We start from the raw sequence: 23799 nt of genomic DNA on the forward strand, positions 1-23799 counted from the left end.
CTGTTTTCCTCCCGTTCATCGGGAGTTGGATAATTGACAATCTACGCATAATTGTTCTTATTTGAAAAGGATTTTTCAACGCAACCTGGCCGGGAAGATGGTTCCCGCAAAGGTTTGGAAGCCATGGCGCTTTGCTGCGCAACTGCATTAAAACAGGGCAATTCCCCCGACGGAGCGGACAATGGCGATCTCGCAGAAGACCCTTGAAACCAGCCACGGCAAGATCGCGGTTCGCCAGACCGGTGGCGAAGGCACCGCTGTCATGCTGATCCACGGCAATTCATCTTCCAGCGCCGTTTTCCGCAACCAGTTGGACGGCCCGTTGGGCGAGCGCTACCACCTCATCGCTCCGGACCTGCCCGGCCACGGAGCGTCCGGCGATGCGATCGATCCGGAGCGTTCCTACAGCATGGAAGGCTATGCCGATGCCATGGCCGAAGTGCTCGGGCTGCTCGGCATCGACAAGGCCATCGTCTTCGGCTGGTCGCTCGGCGGCCATATCGGGCTTGAGATGATCGACCGCTTTCCCGGCCTGCTTGGCCTGATGATCACCGGCACGCCGCCCGTCTCGCCCGAGGAGGTCGGCAACGGCTTCAAGCCGAGCCCGCATATGCACCTTGCCGGGCAGGAAACCTTCACTGACGCGGATGTCGAGGCCTATGCGCGCAGCACCTGCGGCGAGCCGTTCGAGCCGTTTCTCATCGACACGGTGGCGCGCACCGATGGAAGGGCGCGGCGCCTGATGTTCGAAAAGTTCGCGGCCGGCACCGGGCGGAACCAGCGCGAGATCGTGGCCGGCAAGACGCCGCCGATCGCCGTTCTGAACGGCATCGACGAGCCATTCGTCAACATCGATTTCGTCTCCGCTGTGAAATTCTCCAATCTATGGGAAGGCAAGGCCCATCTGCTCGACAAATCCGGCCACGCGCCGTTCTGGGATTCGCCGGATCGCTTCAATCCGGTCTTCGCCCGCTTCCTGGCAAGCTTCGACAGAGCGTAGGTCCGTCGGAAAACCGGCGCCACAGACCCCGCCTTCGAGACAGGTGGGTGACAATCACGCGCACCTACCGTATATTGACATAAAGATATCCTTATGTGACATGAAAAGGCCTGTCGCCAAAGGGATAAAAAATGTCGCAGAATTCTGCATCGCTGGACGATTTGTTCGGCCCCGTCGCGGCAAAACCGGACGGCTCGGAAGTGCTTGCCGCGCTGACGGCAGCAGCACGCGAACGCATCCTCATCCTCGATGGCGCCATGGGCACGCAGATCCAGGGCCTCGGCTTTGACGAGGACCAGTTTCGCGGCGAGGCCTTCGCCGGCTGCGCCTGCCACCAGCAAGGCAACAACGATCTTCTGATCCTGACGCAGCCGAAGGCGATCGAGGAGATTCACTATCAATACGCCATCGCAGGCGCCGATATCCTCGAAACCAACACCTTCTCCTCGACCTCGATCGCCCAGGCCGATTACGGCATGGAGGATGCCGTCTACGCGCTGAACCGCGATGGCGCGCGGCTGGTGCGGCGCGCCGCTGTTCGGGCCGAGCAGCAGGACGGCAAGCGCCGCTTTGTCGCCGGTGCACTCGGGCCGACCAACCGCACCGCCTCGATGTCGCCCGACGTCAACAATCCCGGCTATCGCGCCGTGACCTTCGACGATCTGCGCCTCGCCTATGGCGAGCAGCTGCGCGGCCTGATCGACGGTGGCGCCGACATCATCCTGATAGAGACCATCTTCGACACGCTGAACGCCAAGGCGGCGATCTTTGCAGCGGAAGAGATCTTCATCGAGAAGGGCGTGCGCCTGCCGGTGATGATTTCGGGCACCATCACGGACCTCGCCGGCCGCACGCTGTCGGGCCAGACGCCGACGGCCTTCTGGCATTCGGTGCGCCACGCCAGCCCGTTCACCATCGGCCTCAACTGCGCGCTCGGCGCCAACGCCATGCGCGCGCATCTGGCCGAGATTTCAGGCGTCGCCAACACCTTCACCTGCGCCTATCCGAATGCCGGCCTGCCCAATGAATTCGGTCGGTATGACGAGAGCCCGGACTTCATGGCCGCGCAGATCGAGGAGTTTGCCCGCGAGGGACTGGTCAATGTCGTCGGCGGCTGCTGCGGTTCGACGCCCGAGCACATCCGCGCCATCGCCGAGGCGGTGAAAAAGTATCCGCCACGCGCCATTCCCGACATCGAGCGCAAGATGCGCCTGTCCGGGTTGGAGCCGTTCACGCTGACGGACGAAATTCCCTTCGTCAATGTAGGCGAGCGCACCAATGTTACCGGGTCGGCCAAGTTCAGGAAGCTGATCACGGCGGGTGACTATGTCGCCGCGCTCGACGTGGCGCGCGACCAGGTCGCCAATGGCGCGCAGATCATCGACATCAATATGGACGAAGGCCTGATCGATTCGAAGAAGGCGATGGTGGAGTATCTCAACCTGATCGCCGCTGAACCGGACATCGCCCGTGTCCCGGTCATGGTCGACAGTTCCAAATGGGAGATCATCGAGGCTGGCCTGAAATGCGTGCAGGGCAAGCCGCTGGTCAACTCCATCTCGATGAAGGAAGGCGAGGCGGCATTCCTGCATCATGCAAGGCTCGTGCGCGCTTATGGCGCCGCCGTGGTCGTCATGGCGTTCGACGAGGATGGCCAGGCCGACACCAAAGCGCGCAAGGTGGAGATATGCACCCGCGCCTACAAGCTTTTGACCGAACAGGCCGGCTTCCCGCCCGAGGACATCGTCTTCGATCCGAACGTGTTCGCCATCGCCACCGGCATCGAGGAGCACGACAATTACGGCGTCGACTTCATCGAGGCGGCGGGCGAGATCACCGCGACGCTGCCGCATGTCCACATTTCCGGCGGTGTGTCGAACCTCTCCTTCTCGTTCCGCGGCAACGAGCCGGTGCGGGAGGCAATGCATGCCGTGTTCCTCTACCATGCCATCCAGCGCGGCATGGACATGGGCATCGTCAATGCCGGTCAGCTCGCCGTCTACGATACGATCGAGCCGGCACTGCGCGAAGCCTGCGAGGATGTCGTGCTCAACCGCATGCCCAAGGCCGGCGGCACCGCCACCGAACGCATGCTGGAGATCGCCGAACGCTTCAAGGGCACGGCCGGCAAGGAAGCGCAGGAGCGCGATCTCGCCTGGCGCGAATGGACTGTCGAACAGCGGATCGGCCATGCACTGGTCAACGGCATCACCGAATTCATCGACGCCGACACTGAGGAAGCGCGGCTTGCCGCCGAGCGCCCGCTCCATGTCATCGAAGGCCCGCTGATGGCCGGCATGAACGTCGTCGGCGACCTGTTCGGCGCGGGCAAGATGTTCCTGCCGCAGGTGGTTAAGTCGGCGCGTGTGATGAAGCAGGCGGTGGCCGGGCTGCTGCCGCATATGGAGGCCGAGAAGGTGGTCAACGCCGCCAACGGCATCGACAATGGCGAACGCCAGACCGCGGGCAAGATCCTGATGGCGACGGTGAAGGGCGATGTCCACGATATTGGCAAGAACATCGTCGGCGTCGTGCTGGCCTGCAACAATTACGAGATCATCGATCTCGGCGTCATGGTGCCGGCAGCGAAAATCCTGCAGACGGCGCGCGACCAAAATGTCGACATCATCGGCCTGTCCGGCCTGATCACGCCATCCCTCGATGAAATGGTGCACATGGCCGCCGAGATGGAGCGTGAAGGCTTCGACATTCCGCTGCTGATCGGCGGCGCGACGACCAGCCGCGTGCACACGGCGGTGAAGATCCACCCGCGCTACAGCAAGGGGCAGACGGTCTACGTCACCGACGCCAGCCGGGCGGTCGGCGTCGTGTCGTCCTTGCTGTCGAACGAGAGCAAGGGCGGCTATGTCGACACGGTGCGCACCGAATACAAGAAGGTCGCGGATGCACATGCCCGCTCCGAAGCCGACAAGCAACGGCTGCCGCTGGCCAAGGCGAGGGCCAATGCGCACCGGATCGACTGGTCTGCCTACGAGCCGCCGAAGCCGTCTTTTACCGGCGTCAAGGTGTTCGAGAACTGGGATCTCACCGAACTCGCGCGCTACATCGATTGGACGCCGTTCTTCCAGACCTGGGAGCTGAAGGGCCGTTATCCCAAAATTCTCGAAGACGAGGCGCAAGGCGCCGCCGCGCGCCAGCTGTTCGAGGATGCGCAGGCGATGCTGAAAAAGATCATCGCCGAAAAATGGTTCGCCCCGCGCGGCGTCATCGGCTTCTGGCCGGCCAATGCCGTCGGCGACGACATCAGGCTGTTCACGGACGAAAAGCGGTCGCAGGAACTGGCGACCTTCTTTACCTTGCGCCAGCAACTGACCAAGCGCGACGGCAAGGCCAATGTCGCGCTGTCGGATTTTGTCGCGCCGGCCGACAGCGGAAAGCCCGACTACATCGGCGGCTTCATCGTCACCGCCGGCATCGAGGAGGTGGCGATCGCCGAACGGTTCGAGCGGGCGAACGACGACTATTCGTCGATCATGGTCAAGGCGCTGGCGGACCGCTTCGCCGAAGCCTTTGCCGAGCGCATGCACGAGAAGGTGCGCAAGGAATTCTGGGGTTATACTCCCGACGAAGCCTTGGCGCCCGACGAGCTGATCGGCGAACCTTACCGCGGCATCCGTCCGGCGCCCGGCTATCCGGCGCAGCCGGATCACACCGAGAAGGCGACGCTGTTCCGGCTGCTTGACGGTGAGGGCAATGCGGGCGTGAGCCTGACCGAAAGCTATGCGATGTGGCCGGGCTCGTCCGTGTCGGGGATCTATCTGTCGCATCCCGAAAGCTACTATTTCGGCGTCGCCAAGGTCGAACGCGACCAGGTCGAAGATTATGCACGCCGCAAGGCAATGCCCTTGGCCGAGGTCGAGCGCTGGCTTGGCCCCATCCTCAACTACGTGCCGGCACACTACGCCGAGGCGGCTGAATAGCGACGGCATGCCCTCAACAGAATTTGCGCGGGTTCCCGGCTTGTGATCCATGGCGCGGCGGTTACACCTTCGCGGGCAGTCGCCTTTGCAGTTGGAGCGCCGAATGACCTTACTCACACGCCGCAGGCTTTTGAAAACGGCAGCGATAGCCGGCGCGGGCGGGGTCGGGCTTTCGGCCATGGGTCGGCTTGGCGGCTTGGCAGCTGCCACAACTGAGCCGGTGGTTTTGCAGACGGCAAAGATCCAGGCGAAGCTGATGGATGTCGGCCAGACCAGGGATGTGCTGACCTATGGTAACGCCGGAATGCCGCCCGTGCTCAGAATGAAAAAGGGCGAGCCCTTCGCTGCACGCCTTGTCAACGCGATCGACGATCCGACGACGATCCACTGGCACGGCATTCGCGTTCCAAACAAGATGGACGGCGTGCCGTTCCTGGTCCAGCCCTACGTCTATACCGGCGATCATTTCGACTACGCCTTCACGCCGCCCGACGCCGGCACCTTCTGGTACCACCCGCATTGCAACACACTGGAGCAGATGGGCCATGGCCTGACCGGCGTGATCGTGGTCGAGAATCCCAACGACCCGAAATTCGATGCCGAAATCGTCCTCAATTTGCGCGACTGGCGCCTCGGCGACGACGGTCAGTTCATCGACCAGTTCCGGCCGCGCGATGCCGCGAGAACCGGCACTTACGGCACGGTGCGCACCGCCAATTGGCTGGATCAGCCGCAATATGACGCGCCGGCGGGAGGGCTGGTGCGGCTCAGGGTCGCCATCACCGACGTCACGCGCATCTACGCTTTTCGCGTCGACGGTGCGGAGGCGAGTGTCATGGCGCTCGACGGCAATCCGGTGCCTGAACGTTTTTCGCCCGATGCCTTGCTGCTTGGACCCGGCCAGCGCATGGAGCTGGCCATACGCATGCCCGACGAGGAAGGTGCGATCGTCAGCTTGAGGGACGTCAGGGGCACCAAGCCAAAAATCCTGGCGACCCTGCGTGCGACTGGAAACTCGCTCAAACGGGACATTCGCGATCTCGCGCCGCTGGAGCTCAATCCGGTGGCGGAAGTGGATCTCGCCAGCGCCAGGCATATTTCCCTGGCACTGAGCGCCACGGCGGAAAACGTCCCGAGCGATGGCATCTGCGGTTCGCTTGGCTACAGTTTCTGGGCCATCAACAAAGTGCCGTGGCCCGGCGACACCAAGGATCCGACCGCGCCTCTGGCCGAACTGAAGCTTGGCCAAAGCTACGTCATCGACATGGAGAACCTGACGCCGCAATCCCATCCGATGCATCTGCACGGCATGAGCTTCAAGGTGCTGTCATCCTCGACGCGCCAGGTTCAGCCTGCGATTTCCGACACCTATCTTATCCAGCCCAACGAGAAGGTTCAGCTCGGCTTCGTCGCCGACAATCCCGGCGATTGGCTGCTGCACTGCCATATCATCGAGCACCAGAAATCGGGAATGACGAGCTATGTCAGGGTGGTGTGAAGCCGCGTCAGCCTGCGCGTAGCGTCTGTGCCGTCATTTGCGCAACTGCGCCTCGATCTCGTCCAGCACCTTGTCCTTGCCGATGCCGGTGAGGAAGGCGAGGCCCTTGATCACCGGCTTGGTCACCGAAGCGGAGATCGGTGTGGTTGCGACGATGAAGTCGACATTGTCGGCCAGTCCAGGCACTTCGGTGGCCTTTGCCTGCTGGGCGTTGAAGGTGAGGCCGCGTTTCTTCATTTCCTCGGTGACGGCGACATTGACCGCGGTCGAGGTGGCGATGCCCGTGCCGCAGGCAAAGAGAATGGTTTTCTGTCTGGACATCTCTGCTTCTCCTTGTTTCAGCCGAGTACGGCTCGCACGTCTTCGAGGGTTCTGGCCGACCTCAAATCATCCAAGGCTTGCGGGTTCTGGATGGTGGCCATGACGGCCTGCAGCGCCTCAATCTGCTTGTCCTTGTCGTTGATGGCAAGCAGGAAGACGAAGCCGACCGGCAGCATCTCGTCGGGATCCTCCATGTTGGCGAAGGTGACTGGTTGCTTCAATGTGCCCATCGCGATGCCAGGCTTCAGCACATGCTCCGGATCGGTGTGCGGCACCGCGACATTGTCGGAGCGTTCCAGCGGCAGTCCGGTCGGGATGGTCAATTCGCGGCGCACGACCGCGTCGGCATAGCTGCTTTTGACATAGCCAAGTCTCTCCAGCCGGCCCGCCAGGATGCGGATGATCTCCTCATTGGTCGAGGCATCGGATCCGAGCACGATCGCGTCGGGGTCCAGAAGCTGCATGAGGACGTCGGACATTCTTTGCTCCGTCGATGAAATCGTGCGCCCCGGAAAGGGCGCACGATCGGTTTAAAGGGTGGACGCTATCAGGTCAGGCCGTCTCTTCGGCCGGCTCGTCCTCGGCGCCCGCGGCCCGCTCCCAGCCGAGCGGATTGCGGCGGTAGAGGACAAACAATGCCGCGATGACCACCGCGATCACGATGATGCCGACAAGCCCCATCCCCTGGATCGCCTCGATGACCACGTAAGGCACCCACAGGAAGCCGTCGACCACCGAGGTGATCTGCAGCGCGTCCGCCGGCAGCTTGAAGCCCGATGCGACAGCAGCGCTTGTGAACAGCGGCGCCAGCGCGTTGGCGACGTAGAAGCCGATGGCCAGCGTCACCGTGCCGATCACCACCATGCGGAACACGTTGCCTTTGACCAGCGGCGCGGTCATGGCGACGATGAAGGGGATGACCGCGAGGTCGGCGAACAGGATGACGCGGTTGCCCGGCAGGATGATGGACAGGATGATTGCAATCGGCACCAGGATCAGCGACGACGAGATCGCGGCCGGATGGCCGATCAGGATCGCCGAATCGAGACCAACGAGAAGCTCTCGGTCACCGGTGCGCTTGCGCACGAACGCCTGTGCGGCGTCGGAGACGGGGATCAGCCCCTCCATCAGGATCTTGACCATGCGCGGCAGCAGCAGCATCACCGCGGCCAGCGTCATGCCGGTGCCCAGAACCTTTGCCAGCACCACGCTGAGATCACCCGCATTATAGAAGGCGATCGCACCAAGCACGAGGCCGATGATGAGGCCCATCACGACAGGTTCGCCGAACACGCCGAACCTGCGCTCGATCGTGTCCGTGTTGATGTTGATGCGGTTGATCCCGGGGATGCGGTCCATGATCCAGTTGAGCACGATGGCGATCGGCAGGATCTGTGCCGAGGCGAGATGCGGCACCGAAATGCCGGGCACGCCGTAGAACTGCTGCACCGCGCGCGCGGACCAGTCGGCGAACAGCAGCGAGAGTGCTGCGACAAGTGCTGCGACCGCGATGCCATAGGCCAGATTGTCGGTTGCGGCGACCACCAGCGAGCCGACAAAGGCAAAGTGCCAGAAATTCCAGACGTCGACATTGAGCGTGCGCGTCATGCGTGTCAGCAGCAGCACGATATTGACCAGGATGCCGACCGGAATGACCCAAAGGCCGACCGATGAGCCGAAGGCGATCGCGGCCGCGGAGGGCCAGCCGACATCGATGATGTCGCGATGGATGCCGGTGTTGGTGACGATGGCCTTGGCGACGTCGCCAATCGACGTGAACATCAGGCCAAGCACCAGATTGATGCCGATGAAGGCGACGCCGATGGTGACGGCGGCGCGAAAAGCCTTGCTCACTTTGGCGCCCAGAACCACGGCGATGATGAAAATGACGATCGGCAGCAGGATCGTCGGGCCAAGCGTATCGATGGCCCCTTTGAGGCCCGCGAGAACAGTATCCATTTTTCCTCCCCTGGAGCCGCGAGCCTTCGCTCGACGCCTCGCAATGATGCTCCATCCAGCCTTTGACGCCGTGGCGCAAAGACACTCCCCAATTTGCCCCAGAGGCGAATGCTTCCCGACTGTCGCGTCGGTGAACATTTGCCTTTGTTGACAAACGAATGTTTTATTGGGGTTGTTCGCTGCGATGTCAATTGGTTGCGCTTCGGCCGATCGAGCCCCGAAGGACGTCCCTTCCGAGGCGATTTCGTGGAAATTGCCGGTCGCGACCGGGTTTCGTTGGCAAATAGAACCCGTTCCCTGCTATCCGATCCCAAATCACGAAGCTGTGGACATTCCTGCATGACCAACGTCGCCCTGACCGGCCTTGCCCGTGATCTCGCCAGGCGTGCCGCCGAGGGCCGCCCGGTGCGCATTGGTGTCATCGGCTCGGGCGAAATGGGCACCGATCTGGTCACCCAAGGCATGCTGATGCCAGGCATTTCGATCTGCGCCGTCTCGACGCGCCGCCCGCACACCGCGCGCGATGCCATCCGCATCGCCTATGGCGATGAAGCCATGGCGGTCGAAGCCGACACCGCGTCGAAAGTCACCGGCGCCATCGAGAGCGGCAAGATCGCCATCACCTCGAACGAGATGCTGGTCACCAATCCGTTGATCGACGTCGTCATCGACGCCACCGGCAAGCCGGGTGTCGCCGCCGACTTCGACCTCATGGCGATGGAGCACGGCAAGCATCTTGTGATGATGAACGTCGAGGCCGACGTCACCATCGGTTGCTATCTGAAGCAGCAGGCCGACCGGCTTGGCGTCGTCTATTCGGTGGGTGCGGGCGACGAGCCGTCGAGCTGCATGGAACTGATTGAATTCGCGTCGGCGCTCGGGCTGACCATCGTCTCGGCCGGCAAGGGCAAGAACAACCCGCTCAACCACGATGCCGTACCGGACGACTATCGCGCCGAAGCCATCCGCCGCAACATGAACCCGCGCATGCTGGTCGAGTTCGTCGACGGTTCCAAGACCATGGTCGAGATGTGCGCCATCGCCAACGCCACCGGGCTGGTGCCCGACGTGCCCGGTATGCACGGCCCCAAGGCCGACCGCGATGATCTCGCCAAGGTGCTGATCCCGCGCGAGGATGGCGGTCTGCTGTTGAAGAAAGGCGTCGTCGACTACACGGTCGGCAAAGGCGTCGCGCCTGGCGTCTTCGTCATCGTCGAGGCGACGCATCCGCGCATCATCGAGCGCATGGACGATCTGCATATCGGCCACGGCCCCTATTACAGCCTGTTCCGGCCCTATCATCTGACGTCGCTGGAGGTGCCGCTGACCGCCGCCCGCATCGTGCTTTTCGGCAAGCCCGACATGGTGCCGCTGCCGCGGCCGGTCGCCGAAGTCTGCGCCGTCGCCAAGCGCGACCTTGCCGCCGGCGAGACCTTCGATGCGATCGGCGAGACCTGCTACCGCTCCTGGACCATGACCGTCGGCGAAGCCCGCGCCCGGCGCGCTGTGCCGGTCGGCCTGCTCGAGGGCGGCAAGGTGCTGAAACCGGTCAGGAAAGGTGAGTTGCTGACGTCAGACAATGCGGCGCCCGACCAGACGACAAGGCTGTTCGCCTTGCGCCAGCTGCAGGACGAGATGCTGTACGGAAGATAGTCCGTTGTGGCACTGTCATGACGAATGCACTATCTTGTAGTGGCAAATGTCACTGAGGACAGGCCAATGAACCTCCAGATCAGGGATCCGCGCGCCCGCGAACTGGCGCGGCGGCTCGCCGCCAAACGCAAGATTTCCATGACCGAGGCGGTCATCGAAGCGCTTGAGTCTGAATTGAAACGGGAAAGCGGACGCGTTCCTCTAGCGGATCGACTTGCTGCCATCGCCGAGGATCTTAAGGCCAAAGCCGGCCAGGGCGGCCGCCCTGTAAGTAAGGATGAGATCGACGACATGTGGGGACATTCCTGATGTTCGTTGATACCTCGGTGGTTGTCGCAATTCTTTCGAGAGAAGGGGACGCCGGCGAATGGAGCAATCGAATCCAGGCAACACCACGCAAAATAACCTCAGCACTAGTCGTGCTCGAAGCAGCAATGCGGCTCTCCACCATGCTTGCTGTCGAGCCTGTTGTTGTGGAAGCGGCGATAGAGGCGTTTCTGCGCGAGGCTGAAATCGAAATCGTGCCGATCGACGCTGGTGACGCCAAGCTCGCGGTCCAGGCCTTTTCAGACTATGGAAAGGGACGCGGGCATCCCGCCCAGCTCAATCTCGCCGATTGCCTGTCCTACGCTTGCGCGAAGAGCCACGGCTCAGCGTTGCTCTACAAGGGCAATGATTTTTCGCGTACGGATCTCGCTTAGCGGGACGTCCGCTCTATTTCCCCAGCTCGACAGACCGCAACCGCGCCGCCTCCACGGCCTGCGTCAGCAGATTGGTCAGCCGGTCTTCGCCCATCAGCACGCCAAGCGCTGCTGCCGTCGTGCCGTTGGGGCTGGTCACCTGCTGGCGCAGCACGCCCGGCTCTTCGCTGCTTTCTGCGGCAAGCGAGGCAGCGCCGTAGACGGTCTGCATGGCGAGCAGCTTGGCGGTTTTGGCTGGCAGCCCGGCCTTCTCGGCGGCCACGGTCAGCGCCTCGATGAAATGGAAGATATAGGCCGGCCCCGATCCGGACACGGCGGTCACCGCATCCATCAAGCCCTCGTCGTCGATGGTGGCCACTTCGCCGCTCGCCGACAAAAGGTCGGCGACGAAACGCTTGGTATCGTCGGACACCAGTCTGTTGGAGAACACCACCATCATCCCCTTGCCGATCGCCGCGGGCGTGTTGGGCATGCAGCGCACGACCGGCGCGCGGTTGCCGAGGATTTCCTCGAAGGTGGCGGCAGGCGTGCCGGCGGCGATGCTGACGAAGGTGGTGCGGCCGTCGCCGAAGCGCTTGTAGGCGGCAATCACGTTGCGGATCACTTGCGGCTTCACCGCGATGACGACGAGATCGGGCACGGCATCGGCCGGTATGCCATCGGCATCGGCTGATGTCGCGCAGCCCAGCGCTGCCGCGCGATTGCGCAGATCGGCATTGGGCTCGACCACGAAGACCGCCGACGGCGCAAGCTTGCCGGATTTCAGCCAGCCCGAGAGCATGGCGTAGCCCATATTGCCGCAGCCGGCGAGAACAAGTCTGATCGTCATCGAAAGCCCTCCGAAGGAAGCCATCACATAGACGCTGGCGCTTCCCTGGGGAAGCCCTGTCAGGATCGCGAGCCACGATCGGGATCGCGTACCGCGATTGGCCGCAGCGACACTTGCCTGAGGCCAAGCACGCCGAGCACGAAGAACAGCCAGACCGGGTCGCCGCGATGGAAGAAGAAGCTTTCGAGGAAGGCGTTCAGCGCCGTGAACAGCACCACCATCATGAAGAAGTCGCCGAGAAAGATGTTTTCCCTGCGCAACGGAATGCGCATGTAGTCGCGCAGCGGCGCGATGAGGAAAGTGTAGACCGCCACGCACAGTGCCGGAATGCCCATCAGCACGGCGATGTCGAGATAGCCGTCATGGCCGTGCACGATGGTCCTGATGTCCCACGGCCGGTCGAAAGGCTGATCCTGGTTGAGCAGCAGCGGCGTGCCCCAGAAGCTCTCATAGCCGTAGCCGGTCCATGGCTTCTTCGCCAGCATGCTGCCGGCGAACTCCCACAGCGTCGTGCGGCCGGTATAGGTCATGCCGGGGAAATAGATCGCCGCCAGATGTTTTACAGGCGGCAGGAAGACGATGCCCAGCGTGCCGACCGCTGTCGCGACGATCGCCAGCGAAAACAGGATCGGCGTGCCGAGCCGCATGCCTATCAGGCTCGGGAACATCACGATCAGGATCGAGAACGGCACCAGGCCGGCGGTCGTCTTGGAGCCGGTGTGCAGCATGAAGATCATTGCTGCGAGGAAGATCCCGGCGCCCCAGTAGCGCTGTCCGCGCCGGTAGAGATAGAGGCCTGCGAAGCTGAGGCAGGCCATGATCGGCCCGGCGATGTTCTTGTGGGTAAACACGCCGCGCCACAGGCCGGCATGCTCGGGCTCCTGCGAGTCGGCGGTGTGCATCGCCTCGTGCGGAAAGACGATGAGGCCGAGATAGGAAAGGCCCATGACCACGACGGCGGTGAAGATGATCACCTTCGAGAAGGCTTCGGCGTCGCGCGGCAGCACCAGGATCGTCGCCATCGTCAGGATGCCGATCAGGGTGAAGGAGGCGGCGCGCATCGCCGAAGGCGGATCGGTCGACAGGACCACCGACAGGAAAAAGAAGCCCAGCATCAGCACCCAGGATGGGCTGAGCAGCGAGCGCACGACGCGCGGATCGGCAAAGGCCATCAGCGAGAAGATCGACATGGCGCCGAGCGAGCCGAAGCCAAGCTGGTTGACGATGTCGCCGCCTTGACCGGTAAGTTCTGCGCCGCCCGGCTGGAACGGCCGGAAGGACACCATGATGACGGTGAACAGCAGCGCGGCAATGGCGGTGGCCACGCCTTCGCGCGTGAACGCGGCGCTGAGCGGCGCGTGCTCAGTTTTTCTCAGGCTGGCGGTATTGCTCATTGGCATATCCGAATTCGGCCAGCACGCGGCCCAGCGCCACATGGACGGGGTAGATGGCGATATCAGGCGATCCGGTCCGCGCCAGCCGGATCAGGCCGCGAAAGGGCGAAGCGGCAAGCAGTGCCAGGCTCTTCAGCAACACTTTGGCGCCGGCCATTGGCGTGCCGGCACGCTTCTTCTTTTCGACCAGTGTCGAGATCACGCCGTTGCGCAGGCTGCGGGCACGGATCCAGTCGGCTTCGATACGCCGCGCCGGAACGGTTTCCAGCACCTTGGCCTCGGCGCACCAACCCAGAACAAAGCCCTTTTGCGCCGACCGGCTGAGAAAGTCGGAATCGCCGCCGCCCATGAAGTTGAATCTGAGATCGAGAAAGGGCGGACCCATGGCGATCAGCACGTTGCGCCCGACCAGAAGATTGCCGGACGAATAGAGCGCCGGCACGCGTCCGGTTTCCCGATAAGGCGGCGCGAACACCGGATGCTCGGCCCATCGCGCATGGGCAGGGTCGGCAAACATGGGCACCTGCGGGCCGCCGACAATATCGGCGCCAAGCGTTTCGGCAGCCTGGCACATCCGTTCCAGCCATTGCGGATCGGCGATCTCGTCATCGTCGATGACCAGCAGATGCCTGAAGTTCGGGAATTGCAGGATGGCCGTCTGCCAGCCGGCATTGTAGGCGCTGCAATTGCCGCGCTCATGCGCGATGATCGCTAAGCCCGACATTTCGCCCCGCTCGAACAGCGGCAGCGCTGCCTTGGCGCCGGCCCGCGCCTCGGCTTCGTTTTCCATGACGATCACGGCAAAGCGCCTGCCGGTTTGCTGCGCGCGCAGCGACGCCAGCGTTTCCAGCACCTGCTCGGGGCGCTTGAAGGTCGGCAAGGTGACGACGGCTTCGACGGCCTCGACGTCGAGCCGCGGCGTGCGTCCAGCGATCGATACCGAACCGTCCGATGGCAAAGGGATCATCCGCGTCCAGCCACATGGTGAGTTGGGCTCTGGTAGCACCACGGTTGATAAGGTTTCGTTAATCACCTTCCACGGAGAAGCCCGCCAGACAGGGACTTTCGGCCGTCGAATGTGCTGGCTTAATCAAGGGTTCACCGCACTTTGCTACCGGCTACACCACAGGATAGGTGAGATGCATCTGCTGTTCGCCACATCGATCGTGCCTGACGGCGCTCTCGCCTCGGGCTACGAGATCGCCAACGCTGCGATCATCGCTGCCTTGCGGCGCGCTGGCGCGCGCGTAACCGTCATCGGCTTCACCTGGCCGGGAAAACCCGCGGCCGACCCCGAAAACACCGTGGTTCTGGGTGCCATCGACGTGCGCACGGACAATGCCTCCGCGCGGCAAAAGCTGGCCTGGGTCGGCAAGGCGCTGCTTTCGGGCCTCACCTTCGCCTCGGCCAAGCTGCGCGCCGTGTCCGACAGCGATGTTCTCGCTGCCATTGAGCGCGCTGGACCGGTTGATGGCTATGTCTTGAATTCCGTGCAGTTCGCCGGTGCCTTCGAAAAACTGTTCACCGACCGGCCTTCGATCTTCGTTGCCCACAATGTCGAGCATCTTTCGGCGCGGGAGAATGCCGCTGCCGCCGGCAGCCTCTTCCAGCGCCTGCTGTTTCGCCGCGAGGCGAGGCTGCTCAAGACCATCGAAGACCGTCTCTGCCGCCGGGCGCGCTTCGTCTTCACCCTGGCCGAAGAAGACCGCACCGCCCTCGGTGTCGCCTCGCACGACCGCTCGGCGGTGCTGCCGCTGGTGACCGGTGCCCACGCGCCGACCCTGAAAGGCCCGCGCCGCATCGACTGCGACGCCGCCCTGATCGGCACCTGGACCTGGCAGCCGAACCGCATCGGCCTCGACTGGTTCCTGGGCAAGGTCGTGCCGCATCTGCGGCTCGACTTTCGCATCCGCATCGCCGGCCACATGCCTTCGGGCGTCACGTCGAAGCATCCGGGTGTTGAATTTGTCGGCCGCGTGCCCGACGCGCAGGCGTTCGTGCGCGGTGCTGCCGTCATTCCGCTGGTCAGCACCGCAGGCAGCGGCGTCCAGTTGAAGACAATCGAAACCTTCGAGCTCGGCCTGCCTTCCGTCGCCACCAGCCGTTCGCTGCGCGGCATCGACCACCGTCCGTCCAATTGCGTCGTCACCGACGATCCCGCCGCCTTCGCCAGGGCACTCGAGGCCGCGGCGGCCGACATCCGCGACGTTGACGGCAGCGCGTTCCGGGGCTCGCAGGTCAAGGCGCTCGACGCCGCCATCCGGCTCGGCCTCGAAAAACTCGCTCCCGTCAGGCAGGAGGCGTTTGCGTGAACATGCATTCCGCCCGCGCCGCGTCCGGGCTCGACAAGCTGAAGACGATCCTTGGCATCCCGGTGGTTGCGGTCCGCTGGAACGATGCCATCGCCCTGCTGAACCGGTTGATTGCCGAGCGGCGCTTCACCAAGGTCAGTTTCCTCAACGCCCACAACGCCAACATCGCCTATACCGACCCGGTGTTCGCCGAGGCACTCGATGATTTCCTCATCCTGCCCGACGGCATCGGTATCGATCTGGCGGCGAGACTCCTCTACGGGGCGCCATTTCCCGACAATCTGAACGGTACCGATTTCGTCCCGGCCTTCCTGCAGGCCTCAACGACGCCGCTCACCGTCGGCCTGCTCGGCGCGACGCGCGTCAATGCCGAAGCGGCGTCGGTCAAGCTGGCCGCATTGGCGGTGCAGCACAGCTTCGTGGTGATCCATGACGGCTATTTCCCTGCTTCGCAGGAGCAGGAAATCGTCGACCGGATCGCCGCGCTTCGGCCCGACGTGCTGCTCGTCGCCATGGGCGTGCCACGCCAGGAATTGTGGATCGAACGCCACATCGACGCGCGCCATTGCACGCTGCCGATCGCCGTCGGCGCGTTGCTTGATTTCCTGAGCGGCGCGGTGCCCCGCGCGCCCTTGTGGATGCGCCGGCTGCGGCTCGAATGGCTGTTCCGGTTGGCTGTCGAACCGAGCCGCCTGTGGCGCCGCTATGTGGTCGGCAACCCCCTGTTCCTGCTGCGCGTCGTCAGGCAGAAATTCTCGCGGACACCCGAAGCAGCGAGGGATATCAAGTGAACAGCAGGTTCGTGCCAGGTGCCGCTGTCGAGCCAAGCCCGCTGCGGCAGACACCGACGGCGGCAATCGTGACGGCAAGCTACGCGCCCGACTTCGAGCGCTGCCGCCTGCTGTGCGAGACACTTGATCGCCACGTTTCGGGCGCGGCGCACCATTACATCCTGGTCGAACATCGCGACGTCAGTCTGTTTCGCCAATTGGAAACCGGCCGCCGCACGGTCGTCGACGAGCGTGAATTGCTGCCGCGCTGGCTGCACGCCGTCGACGATCCGCTCAGCCTGTTTCGCCGGCGCGTCTGGCTCAGCCTGAAGACCCAGCCGCTGCGCGGCTGGCATGTGCAGCAATTGCGCCGCATCGCCATCTCGGGGCATGCATCTCAAGACGTGCTCATCTTCTGCGATTCAGACGTCGCTTTCCTCAAACCTTTCGACTGCGGCGCCTTCTGGCGCGACGGCAAGGTGCGCCTGTTTCGCCGCGACGGTGTCCTGGCGGACGAAGGTCATGAGGAGCATCGCATCTGGTCGCGCAATGCGGGATCGGCACTCGGCATCGACCCGTCCCGGACGTCGATCCATGATTATATCTCGACGCTGATCGCGTGGCGGCGCGACAGCGTGCTGGCCATGTGCGGCGAGATCGAGAAGGTCCATGGCCGCGACTGGGTCGAGGTCGTCGGCTGGGCGCGCAAATTCTCCGAATGCATGATCTACGGCCGCTATGTCGATGATCTGCTGGACGGAGCCGGCCACTTCCACGGTTCCGAAGAGTTCTGCCGTGTGCACTGGACCGGCGAAGCGCTTTCGGATGACGAGTTCCGCCGCTTCGTTGCCGCCATGGCGCCGGAGCAGGTGGCGATCGGCATGCAGTCCTTCATCGGCACCGACATCGGCCGCATCCGCCGTCTGATCGGGCTAGACCGCTCTTAGTGCTAAATCGCCTTCGCCGGCTTGCGCATCGCCGAATAGGTGAGCAGCGTCGAGGCGAGATACAGAAGCAGGAAGACGACATTGAGCGATAGCACCAGATTCGGCGTGTCGAGGATGGTCGTCAGCACATAGGTCAGCAACAGTGCCTTCAGCGCGGCGAGCAGGCCGAGATTGAGCGCCCGTACCAGCGTCTGGCCGCGCGCGAACAAAAGTTCGGCCTGGTATTCGACAAGATTGCGCAGTCCCGGCACGCAGATCGCCAGCACCACCAGCGGGGCAGCCTCGGCGACATTCTTGCCGAGTGCGTTGGGGAAGAAGTGCAGCACGATGCCAAGCGTCAGCAGCGCTGCCGTGGAGACCGCGAACACACCGCCTTCGATGCCGCTCTTGACCGCCAGCCGTGACAACAGTTCCGGTGCGCGCATCATGCGCTGCACCAGCATCATCGAGAAGGTGCGGATCGGAATGGCCGTCAGGTCTACCAGCCGCATGATGATGGCGTAGATGCCAGCCAGATGCGGGCCGCCGATCGCCAGCACCAGCAGCTTGTCGAACTCCATCTGCAGGTAGAACAGCACTTCGGCGCCGGCCACATAGATGGAATCGGCCAATCGCCGAAGATACAGAGCGACCCGCAGCCGCAGCCTCTGGCGCGGGTAGAAGAAGCCGAAGGCAATCAGCAGCGAGGCGGCATTGGCGCCGATATAGAACCAAGACCATATCCAGACGCTGTGTTGTGCTGAGAACATGAACAGCACCGCGCCGAGCGCCCGCAGCGCGGTCGCCAGGATGGCCAGCAGCGCGGCGCGGCCGAATTTGCCCAGGCCGTTGTTGACGATCAGTGCTACCTCGACCGGCCGCCACAACAGCGCTTCGGCAAAGACGATTGCCGCAAACACCGACAGCGGCACGGTGTCGGCGAAGAAAAGCAGATAGACGCCGAACGAGGCCGCGGCCAGCAGCGGCAGCGACAGCACGCCGAGCAGCAGGAAGCCGGCGGAGAAGGTGCCGATCAGATTGGGGCGGATGGTGGCGGTGCGGTAGAGCGCCGAGATGAACCCGAAAGCGAGGATGCGCGACAGCATGACACCGGCCGCCGATGCGGTGGCGAACATGCCGAATTCGGAAATGGACAGCGTGTTGGCCAACGCGATGAAATAGGCCAGCGAAAACACCAGTCGCCCGCCGGCGCCGCTGATCGCCGAGAAATAGTCGCGAAGCAGCCCCCGTCGTTCGGCCAAAAAGCTGCCGATCCGGGCGAGGGGCCGCCTTTGCGGTATGTCACTGGCCTGCGTCATGTCTCGAGGAGAGCCTAGGCCGGAAAACTTAACGTGCCGTTCTGGAGCTTGGGCTTGTGTCGAAAATAGATGCAACCGAAGCGAGAAACCGACGCTTCGGCGCGGGAAAATTAACCTTTTGTTTTCCATGCCTGTTTAGCGTGGCTTAACGAATGGCCAATCGCCGTTTGCAGGTCGCCAAAGGTAAAGTTCCAGACGATGGTCGACAGGGAAAACCGCGAAGACTGGAAGCGCGAGCGCTCATTGCTGGCGCTTGGCCAGGCTGTGCGCGGCGACGAACCCGACGCGTCCCTGGTCTCGATAGGCGATCGGGCAGACCCGTCATGGCGCGAGGATGCCGCCACCCGTCATCGCCTCGCCCGTTCGCAGCGCGAGGCGCGCAACCCGAAACTGTCGGATCCGGTCGCAACCGACGGGGATCAGGAGCGGGCTTCATCGCCGCACCGCGCGCAAACCACGCCACGGACACAAATCAGTGCCGCCGAAACCGCTGGCGCCCGTCGCGCCGATCATGCATCGGAACCTTACGCTGCGGGCGACGCGTCGGTATCCCGAAACGACGGCATGGACAGCCAGCAGTGGAAGCCGCTGATCGACCCGATGCAGGTCGTGCGCGGTGTCGGCAAGTCGAAGCTGCTGATCGTGACGACGACGATACTGGGCGCCGCGCTCGGCATCACCATCGCGCTGTCGACGCCGAAGAAATACGAAGCCACCACCGAACTGATCGTCGACCCACGCGACCTGAAGCTCACCGATCGCGACCTCACCCAGTCGGTCGTGGCTTCCGATGCAACGCTGGCCATCGTCGAGAACCAGGTCCGGGTGCTGACATCAGGCACCGTTCTCAACAAGGTCGTGGACAAGCTCAATCTGGTCAATGATCCGGAATTCAATGGGCAAGGCGGCGGCGGCCTCAGCGTCATGTCGCTCATCCGCTCCGTCCTGTCCCGCAATGACGGGCCGGGCGGTGTCGACGACGCCCGCCGCCGCGCGCTTGCTGTCGGCAATCTGGCCGAGAGCCTTTCGGTCGAGCGCGGCGGCAAGACCTTCGTCATCACCGTCAGTGCCACCACGCAGAATGGCGAGAAATCGGCCCTCATCGCCAACACGATGACGGATGTCTTTCTGCAGACTTTCGGCCAGATACAGTCGGACACCGCAGGCCGCGCCACCGACGAACTGACGGCCCGGCTTGACGAGTTGCGCAAGGGAGTCGAGGCCGCCGAGCGCAAGGTCGAAGATTTCAGGGCCACGCACGACCTTGTCGACGCGCAGGGCCATCTCATCAGCGATGACGAGATGCTGAAGCTCAACGAGCAACTGTCGATTGCCCGCGCCCGCACGCTGGAGCTGAATGCCCGGGCCGCTTCGGCGCGGTCGGTCGACGTCAATTCGGTCCTCACCGGCACCTTGCCGGAGGAGATCAACTCCAACACGATGAGCGATCTGCGTTCGCAATATGCGTCGCTCAAGCAGGAGGCTGACCGCGCCGCTATCCGGTTCGGCCCGCGTCATCCCGAACTCCAGGCGCTCAATGCCCAGATTGCCGGCGCACGCGACCGCATCGCCGCGGAGCTGCGCCGTATAGGCTCGTCGCTGCAGGTCGACCTCAAGCGCGCGGTCCAGCTCGAACAGGACCTTGCCTCTCGCCTGGCGCAGCTGAAGGTCCGCAGCGGCGACGTCAACAGCGACCTGGTGTCGATGCGCGAACTGGAGCGCGAGGCGACCGCCAAGCGTTCCGTCTACGAACAGTATCTGCTGCGCGCCAAGGAAACCGGCGAGCAGAAGGACATCAACACAGCCAACATCAACGTGATCTCGAAGGCCTTCGCGCCGCTCGAGGCAAACGGGCCGTCGCGGGTCGTGGTCGCGCTCGGCGGCCTGTTGCTGGGCTTTGCCTCCGGCATTGGCCTCGGAGCCATGCGTGGCGCCTATGAGAGCCTGCGTGACACCGCCAATTCGCGCTCGCGCCGCGACCATGGCACGGACGAACGCCGGACGCCTTACGAAGACAAGGCATATCGGGCAGCGCCGCCGGCGCCGCCACAAACACCAGCGCCGCAGCCATCGACACCCCCGCCTGCATCACCACCGCCGGCCGCGCCACCGCCTGTCCAGCAAGCCGAGGTCTCGCCGGCCGAAGGTCCCGGCCGGATCGGTGCCTTGCTGTCGAGACTGCATAAGTCCGTCTCCCGCAGGCCATCCCGGGAGGAGCCGTTCGATACCGTTGAATGGGCCTCTGCCGAAAACGCGAAACCAATGCAGGATCCGCAATACCGCGCTTATCCCCAGTCGGCGCCGGCCTTCGAGCCTCGGCAGGCGGCCGCGACAGCATACCCGGCGCCGCCTTTCCAGCCCGGCGGCCATCCGCAGCAGACGGCGCAGCCGCCACTGCCGCCTCCCATGGTGACGCAGCGGCCATATTCCGGGCCGCAGCTCTATCCCTACGCGCAGCCATTGGGATACGCGCAGCCGCCGGGCTATCCCTATTTGCCATCGATGCCGGCCGCCAACGCCGGGCAGCAGCCCGATCCGGCTCAGCCTGCTTCCGAGTCCTATCCACAACCGCCCCTCCAGCAGCAACAGGCGCCTCAGCCTCATCAGCAATCGGCGGAGCCGTCGCGGGCCGTGGAGGATGCCGAGCAGCAAGCGCCAATCGAGGAAATCCGCGCCAGCCTGCGCGAATTCCGCGAAGCGGTTCGCGAACTGACCGAGAGCCGCGCGCGGCGCCGCTACTTCTGAGCCACAAAATTCTTCCAGGCGCCGTACAAAAACATGCCGGTTTCGCGTAAACGGCATGGGACGGCGCTTTGGCGGGATTGCATGTTGGAATTTTCGTGAAAATGCCACGCTGTGAAAGATCGAAAAGCGCGTCGCTTTCGGAAGCGACGCGCTTGGGCATTCTGGTGTTGAGGGTAGTCCATGGCTGTAGTGATTGATGGCAAGAGCGTTGCCGGGGACGTTGTGGGGACGGTCAAGTCCCTGACGGCTGAACTTGTCGCCAAGGGCAAGCCCAAGCCCGGTCTTGCCGTGGTCATCGTCGGCGAGGATCCTGCCAGCCAGGTCTATGTCGCGTCCAAGTCGCGCACCGCCAAGGAATGCGGCTTTCATTCCGTCCAGCACACGCTGCCGGCCGAAACCTCGGAACCGGCATTGCTGAAGATCATCGGCGACCTCAACGCCGATCCGGCCATCAACGGCATCCTTGTGCAGCTTCCGCTGCCGGCCCACATCGACGCCGGCAAGATCATCCAGACCATCGCGCCGGAAAAGGATGTCGACGGCTTCCATTTCATCAATGTCGGCAAGCTCGGCACCGGTGAACTCGAGACAGCCTTCGTGCCTTGCACGCCGGCCGGCTCGATGCTTCTGATCGAGCGGGTGCGCGGTAAGGATTTGTCCGGTCTCAACGCCGTCGTCGTCGGCCGCTCCAACATCGTCGGCAAGCCGATGGCCAACCTCCTGCTTGCCGCCAATTGCACCGTCACCATCGCCCATAGCCGCACCAGGGACCTGCCGGCACTTGCCCGCACCGCCGACATTCTTGTCGCGGCCGTCGGCAGGCCGGAGATGATCAGGGGTGATTGGGTCAAGCCAGGCGCCACCGTCATCGATGTCGGCATCAACCGCATTCCGGCGCCGGAAAAGGGCGAGGGCAAGTCCCGTCTCGTCGGCGATGTCGCCTATGCCGAAGCGGCCAAGGCCGCCGGCGCCATCACGCCGGTGCCTGGCGGTGTCGGGCCTATGACCATTGCCATGCTGATGGCCAATACGTTAGCCTCGGCCTACCTTGCGGCCGGATTGAAACGGCCGTCCTTCTGACCCGCCAGAAAGCCGCAGCTTTGCCGAACCCCAGTGTTCCCTCAGAACGGCCGGTCATCGCGGACCCCGTTCAAGGTGGCCGGCAGTTCGCATTCCTGCTGGTCGACAAGTTCTCCATGTTCTCGCTGGCTGCCGCGATCGATACGTTCCGGTCGGCGAACCGGTTGCTCGGCCGTGACTTCTACGGCTGGACGACGGTGTCGGCCGATGGCGATCCGGTGATGGCTTCCAACGGCCTGCCGCTCAAGATCGACTATGCCGTTGCCGACCTGCCGCCGGTCGATATCCTGTTCGTCTCGGTTGGGCTGACGACGGAATTCCCCGGCAAGAGCAAGGTGCTGGCGGCTTTGCGAAGCTGGGGCCGGCGCGGCAATGCGCTGGGTGCCCTGTCGGTCGGCTCCTATCTGCTGGCCGAGGCCGGCCAGCTCGAAGGCTATCGCTGCACCATCCATTGGGAAAACCGTGCCGGCTTCGTCGAACGCTTCCCCGACATCAACTGCACCGGCAACGTCTTCGAGATCGATCGCAAGCGCTACACCTGTGCCGGCGGCACCACTTCGATCGACCTGATGCTGGAGATCGTGCGCGGCGATTTCGGCTCGAACCTCGCCAATGGCGTCGCCAACCAGTTCCAGCACGAACGCATCCGCTCGGCCGGCGACCGTCAGCGCGTCGGGCCGGAACGCGACCTGACCGGCAAGTCGGAGAAGCTTAGGCGTATCGTCGAACTGATGGCCGACCACCTCGACGAGCCGCTGTCGGCGGTACAGCTGGCCAAATCCGCCGGCCTTTCGGTGCGCCAGGTCGAGCGCCTGTTCCTGCGCCATCTCAGCGTCACGCCCGGCCGTTATTACATGCGGTTGCGGCTGGAGCGGGCGCGCGAACTGCTGCGCCAGACCAACATGCCGATCCTCGACGTGGCGATCGCGACAGGCTTCACCTCGCATTCCTACTTCGCCCAGAGCTACCGGCTGCAATTCGGCAGGCCGCCCTCGGAAGAGCGCCGCACGACCTACTGAACTTCGCTTCCGTTGAAAGTACGGCATTCGGCCCGGCGCATCGGACCAGGGCAGCGATTTCGGGTTAACGGGTTCCTTCGGTGCCTTCGCTGCGCGTAGGCTGACGGGTGCATCAAACGAAAAACCCGCCTGAGCGGCGGGTCACCGGCGCAAATCAGCACCATGGACGAAAATGTACCATAGCTGAGGGCATAGAGTCAAGAAAAAATTCCTATCGCAAAAACTGCCGGCACTGCCGAACTGGCTGCCGTCTGGTCTTTGTCAAGCTGGGTTCGGAGCCCTACGCACCGGCGCCCGGACTTGTGTCCCGGCGCCGCGTCAAATAGCTTGCC

At 63.5% G+C, this 23799-nt stretch carries 19 protein-coding genes; 12 read left to right on the forward strand and 7 right to left on the reverse strand.

The window, feature by feature from the left end:
• Positions 1-181: 181 nt before the first annotated feature.
• The 3 genes from NKH95_RS22580 to NKH95_RS22590 all read left to right on the forward strand — a co-directional run bounded on the left by NKH95_RS22580 (position 182) and on the right by NKH95_RS22590 (position 6439).
• Positions 182-1000: an alpha/beta fold hydrolase gene (locus tag NKH95_RS22580; protein WP_352893251.1), complete on the forward strand. Its 819-nt coding sequence runs from the start codon at positions 182-184 to the stop codon at positions 998-1000.
• Positions 1001-1131: 131 nt separating this feature from the next.
• Positions 1132-4941: a methionine synthase gene (gene metH, locus NKH95_RS22585; protein WP_352893253.1), complete on the forward strand. Its 3810-nt coding sequence runs from the start codon at positions 1132-1134 to the stop codon at positions 4939-4941.
• Between the two features lie 103 nt (positions 4942-5044).
• On the forward strand, positions 5045-6439 hold the full coding sequence (locus tag NKH95_RS22590; RefSeq protein WP_128302668.1) for a multicopper oxidase family protein: 1395 nt from the start codon (positions 5045-5047) through the stop codon (positions 6437-6439).
• A 33-nt stretch (positions 6440-6472) separates the two neighbouring features.
• Here the strand turns inward: NKH95_RS22590 and NKH95_RS22595 are convergent, their stop codons facing one another.
• From NKH95_RS22595 to NKH95_RS22605, 3 genes are all read right to left on the reverse strand, one after another.
• On the reverse strand, positions 6473-6760 hold the full coding sequence (locus tag NKH95_RS22595) for a PTS sugar transporter subunit IIB (RefSeq protein ID WP_023809203.1): 288 nt from the start codon (positions 6758-6760) through the stop codon (positions 6473-6475).
• Positions 6761-6777: 17 nt separating this feature from the next.
• Positions 6778-7239, reverse strand: coding sequence for a PTS sugar transporter subunit IIA (locus NKH95_RS22600; RefSeq protein WP_352794742.1), 462 nt, complete (start codon positions 7237-7239; stop codon positions 6778-6780).
• 73 nt (positions 7240-7312) lie between these two features.
• Entirely contained in the window at positions 7313-8719 is a 1407-nt protein-coding gene (locus NKH95_RS22605) for a PTS galactitol transporter subunit IIC (protein ID WP_352553700.1), read from the reverse strand.
• A 339-nt stretch (positions 8720-9058) separates the two neighbouring features.
• Here NKH95_RS22605 and NKH95_RS22610 point away from each other — a divergent pair, with 339 nt between their 5' ends.
• The 3 genes from NKH95_RS22610 to NKH95_RS22620 all read left to right on the forward strand — a co-directional run bounded on the left by NKH95_RS22610 (position 9059) and on the right by NKH95_RS22620 (position 11073).
• Complete coding sequence (locus tag NKH95_RS22610) at positions 9059-10372, forward strand: NAD(P)H-dependent oxidoreductase (protein WP_352893258.1); 1314 nt, start codon at positions 9059-9061, stop codon at positions 10370-10372.
• A gap of 66 nt (positions 10373-10438) precedes the next feature.
• Positions 10439-10681 carry a type II toxin-antitoxin system VapB family antitoxin gene (locus NKH95_RS22615; protein WP_352553696.1) on the forward strand — a complete coding sequence of 81 codons (243 nt, stop codon included), beginning with the start codon at positions 10439-10441 and terminating at the stop codon, positions 10679-10681.
• Positions 10681-11073, forward strand: coding sequence for a type II toxin-antitoxin system VapC family toxin (locus NKH95_RS22620; protein WP_352893261.1), 393 nt, complete (start codon positions 10681-10683; stop codon positions 11071-11073). Before NKH95_RS22615 ends, NKH95_RS22620 begins: the two co-directional genes overlap by 1 nt.
• Positions 11074-11086: 13 nt before the next feature.
• On the opposite strand, the gene proC is transcribed toward NKH95_RS22620, so the two are convergent.
• The 3 genes from proC to NKH95_RS22635 are packed head-to-tail and all read right to left on the reverse strand — an operon-like array spanning position 11087 to position 14263.
• A complete protein-coding gene (gene proC / locus NKH95_RS22625) occupies positions 11087-11902 on the reverse strand; it encodes a pyrroline-5-carboxylate reductase (protein WP_352893265.1) in 816 nt (271 codons plus the stop codon).
• 59 nt (positions 11903-11961) lie between these two features.
• Positions 11962-13296, reverse strand: a complete 1335-nt coding sequence (locus NKH95_RS22630) for an O-antigen ligase family protein (protein WP_352752582.1) — start codon at positions 13294-13296, stop codon at positions 11962-11964.
• Positions 13265-14263, reverse strand: coding sequence for a glycosyltransferase family 2 protein (locus NKH95_RS22635; protein WP_352441054.1), 999 nt, complete (start codon positions 14261-14263; stop codon positions 13265-13267). Before NKH95_RS22635 ends, NKH95_RS22630 begins: the two co-directional genes overlap by 32 nt.
• Before the next feature lie 172 nt (positions 14264-14435).
• On the opposite strand from NKH95_RS22635, the gene NKH95_RS22640 reads away from it, so the two are divergent.
• From NKH95_RS22640 to NKH95_RS22650, 3 genes are read left to right on the forward strand one after another with little or no spacing between them, the layout of a single operon-like run.
• Positions 14436-15608, forward strand: a complete 1173-nt coding sequence (locus tag NKH95_RS22640) for a glycosyltransferase family 4 protein (protein WP_352893267.1) — start codon at positions 14436-14438, stop codon at positions 15606-15608.
• A complete protein-coding gene (locus NKH95_RS22645; protein ID WP_023809196.1) occupies positions 15605-16399 on the forward strand; it encodes a WecB/TagA/CpsF family glycosyltransferase in 795 nt (264 codons plus the stop codon). Before NKH95_RS22640 ends, NKH95_RS22645 begins: the two co-directional genes overlap by 4 nt.
• Positions 16396-17325, forward strand: coding sequence for a DUF6492 family protein (locus NKH95_RS22650; protein WP_023809195.1), 930 nt, complete (start codon positions 16396-16398; stop codon positions 17323-17325). Before NKH95_RS22645 ends, NKH95_RS22650 begins: the two co-directional genes overlap by 4 nt.
• Positions 17326-17327: 2 nt before the next feature.
• Here the strand turns inward: NKH95_RS22650 and NKH95_RS22655 are convergent, their stop codons facing one another.
• On the reverse strand, positions 17328-18623 hold the full coding sequence (locus NKH95_RS22655; RefSeq protein ID WP_023809194.1) for a lipopolysaccharide biosynthesis protein: 1296 nt from the start codon (positions 18621-18623) through the stop codon (positions 17328-17330).
• A gap of 198 nt (positions 18624-18821) precedes the next feature.
• Between NKH95_RS22655 and NKH95_RS22660 the strand changes: the two genes are divergently transcribed.
• The 3 genes from NKH95_RS22660 to NKH95_RS22670 all read left to right on the forward strand — a co-directional run bounded on the left by NKH95_RS22660 (position 18822) and on the right by NKH95_RS22670 (position 23467).
• The gene (locus NKH95_RS22660; protein WP_352752576.1) at positions 18822-21368 is read left to right on the forward strand and encodes a GumC family protein; all 2547 of its coding nucleotides are present in this window, start codon (positions 18822-18824) and stop codon (positions 21366-21368) included.
• A 180-nt stretch (positions 21369-21548) separates the two neighbouring features.
• A complete protein-coding gene (gene folD / locus NKH95_RS22665; RefSeq protein WP_128302655.1) occupies positions 21549-22448 on the forward strand; it encodes a bifunctional methylenetetrahydrofolate dehydrogenase/methenyltetrahydrofolate cyclohydrolase FolD in 900 nt (299 codons plus the stop codon).
• Positions 22449-22468: 20 nt separating this feature from the next.
• Positions 22469-23467 carry a GlxA family transcriptional regulator gene (locus NKH95_RS22670; RefSeq protein ID WP_032908654.1) on the forward strand — a complete coding sequence of 333 codons (999 nt, stop codon included), beginning with the start codon at positions 22469-22471 and terminating at the stop codon, positions 23465-23467.
• The last annotated feature ends 332 nt before the right edge of the window (positions 23468-23799 follow it).

This window comes from Mesorhizobium sp. M0848 (assembly GCF_040319805.1).
GTDB lineage: Bacteria > Pseudomonadota > Alphaproteobacteria > Rhizobiales > Rhizobiaceae > Mesorhizobium.

Bases quoted from the DNA above. Each gene is read 5' to 3' on its own strand.
- NKH95_RS22635 (WP_352441054.1), bottom strand. From the start codon at position 14,263: ATGATCCCTTTGCCATCGGACGGTTCGGTATCGATCGCTGGACGCACG.
- NKH95_RS22660 (WP_352752576.1), top strand. From the start codon at position 18,822: ATGGTCGACAGGGAAAACCGCGAAGACTGGAAGCGCGAGCGCTCATTG.
- NKH95_RS22580 (WP_352893251.1), top strand. From the start codon at position 182: ATGGCGATCTCGCAGAAGACCCTTGAAACCAGCCACGGCAAGATCGCG.
- NKH95_RS22615 (WP_352553696.1), top strand. From the start codon at position 10,439: ATGAACCTCCAGATCAGGGATCCGCGCGCCCGCGAACTGGCGCGGCGG.
- NKH95_RS22640 (WP_352893267.1), top strand. From the start codon at position 14,436: ATGCATCTGCTGTTCGCCACATCGATCGTGCCTGACGGCGCTCTCGCC.
- NKH95_RS22595 (WP_023809203.1), bottom strand. From the start codon at position 6,760: ATGTCCAGACAGAAAACCATTCTCTTTGCCTGCGGCACGGGCATCGCC.
- NKH95_RS22620 (WP_352893261.1), top strand. From the start codon at position 10,681: ATGTTCGTTGATACCTCGGTGGTTGTCGCAATTCTTTCGAGAGAAGGG.
- NKH95_RS22655 (WP_023809194.1), bottom strand. From the start codon at position 18,623: ATGACGCAGGCCAGTGACATACCGCAAAGGCGGCCCCTCGCCCGGATC.
- proC (WP_352893265.1), bottom strand. From the start codon at position 11,902: ATGACGATCAGACTTGTTCTCGCCGGCTGCGGCAATATGGGCTACGCC.
- NKH95_RS22605 (WP_352553700.1), bottom strand. From the start codon at position 8,719: ATGGATACTGTTCTCGCGGGCCTCAAAGGGGCCATCGATACGCTTGGC.
- NKH95_RS22590 (WP_128302668.1), top strand. From the start codon at position 5,045: ATGACCTTACTCACACGCCGCAGGCTTTTGAAAACGGCAGCGATAGCC.
- NKH95_RS22630 (WP_352752582.1), bottom strand. From the start codon at position 13,296: ATGAGCAATACCGCCAGCCTGAGAAAAACTGAGCACGCGCCGCTCAGC.
- metH (WP_352893253.1), top strand. From the start codon at position 1,132: ATGTCGCAGAATTCTGCATCGCTGGACGATTTGTTCGGCCCCGTCGCG.
- NKH95_RS22600 (WP_352794742.1), bottom strand. From the start codon at position 7,239: ATGTCCGACGTCCTCATGCAGCTTCTGGACCCCGACGCGATCGTGCTC.
- NKH95_RS22610 (WP_352893258.1), top strand. From the start codon at position 9,059: ATGACCAACGTCGCCCTGACCGGCCTTGCCCGTGATCTCGCCAGGCGT.
- folD (WP_128302655.1), top strand. From the start codon at position 21,549: ATGGCTGTAGTGATTGATGGCAAGAGCGTTGCCGGGGACGTTGTGGGG.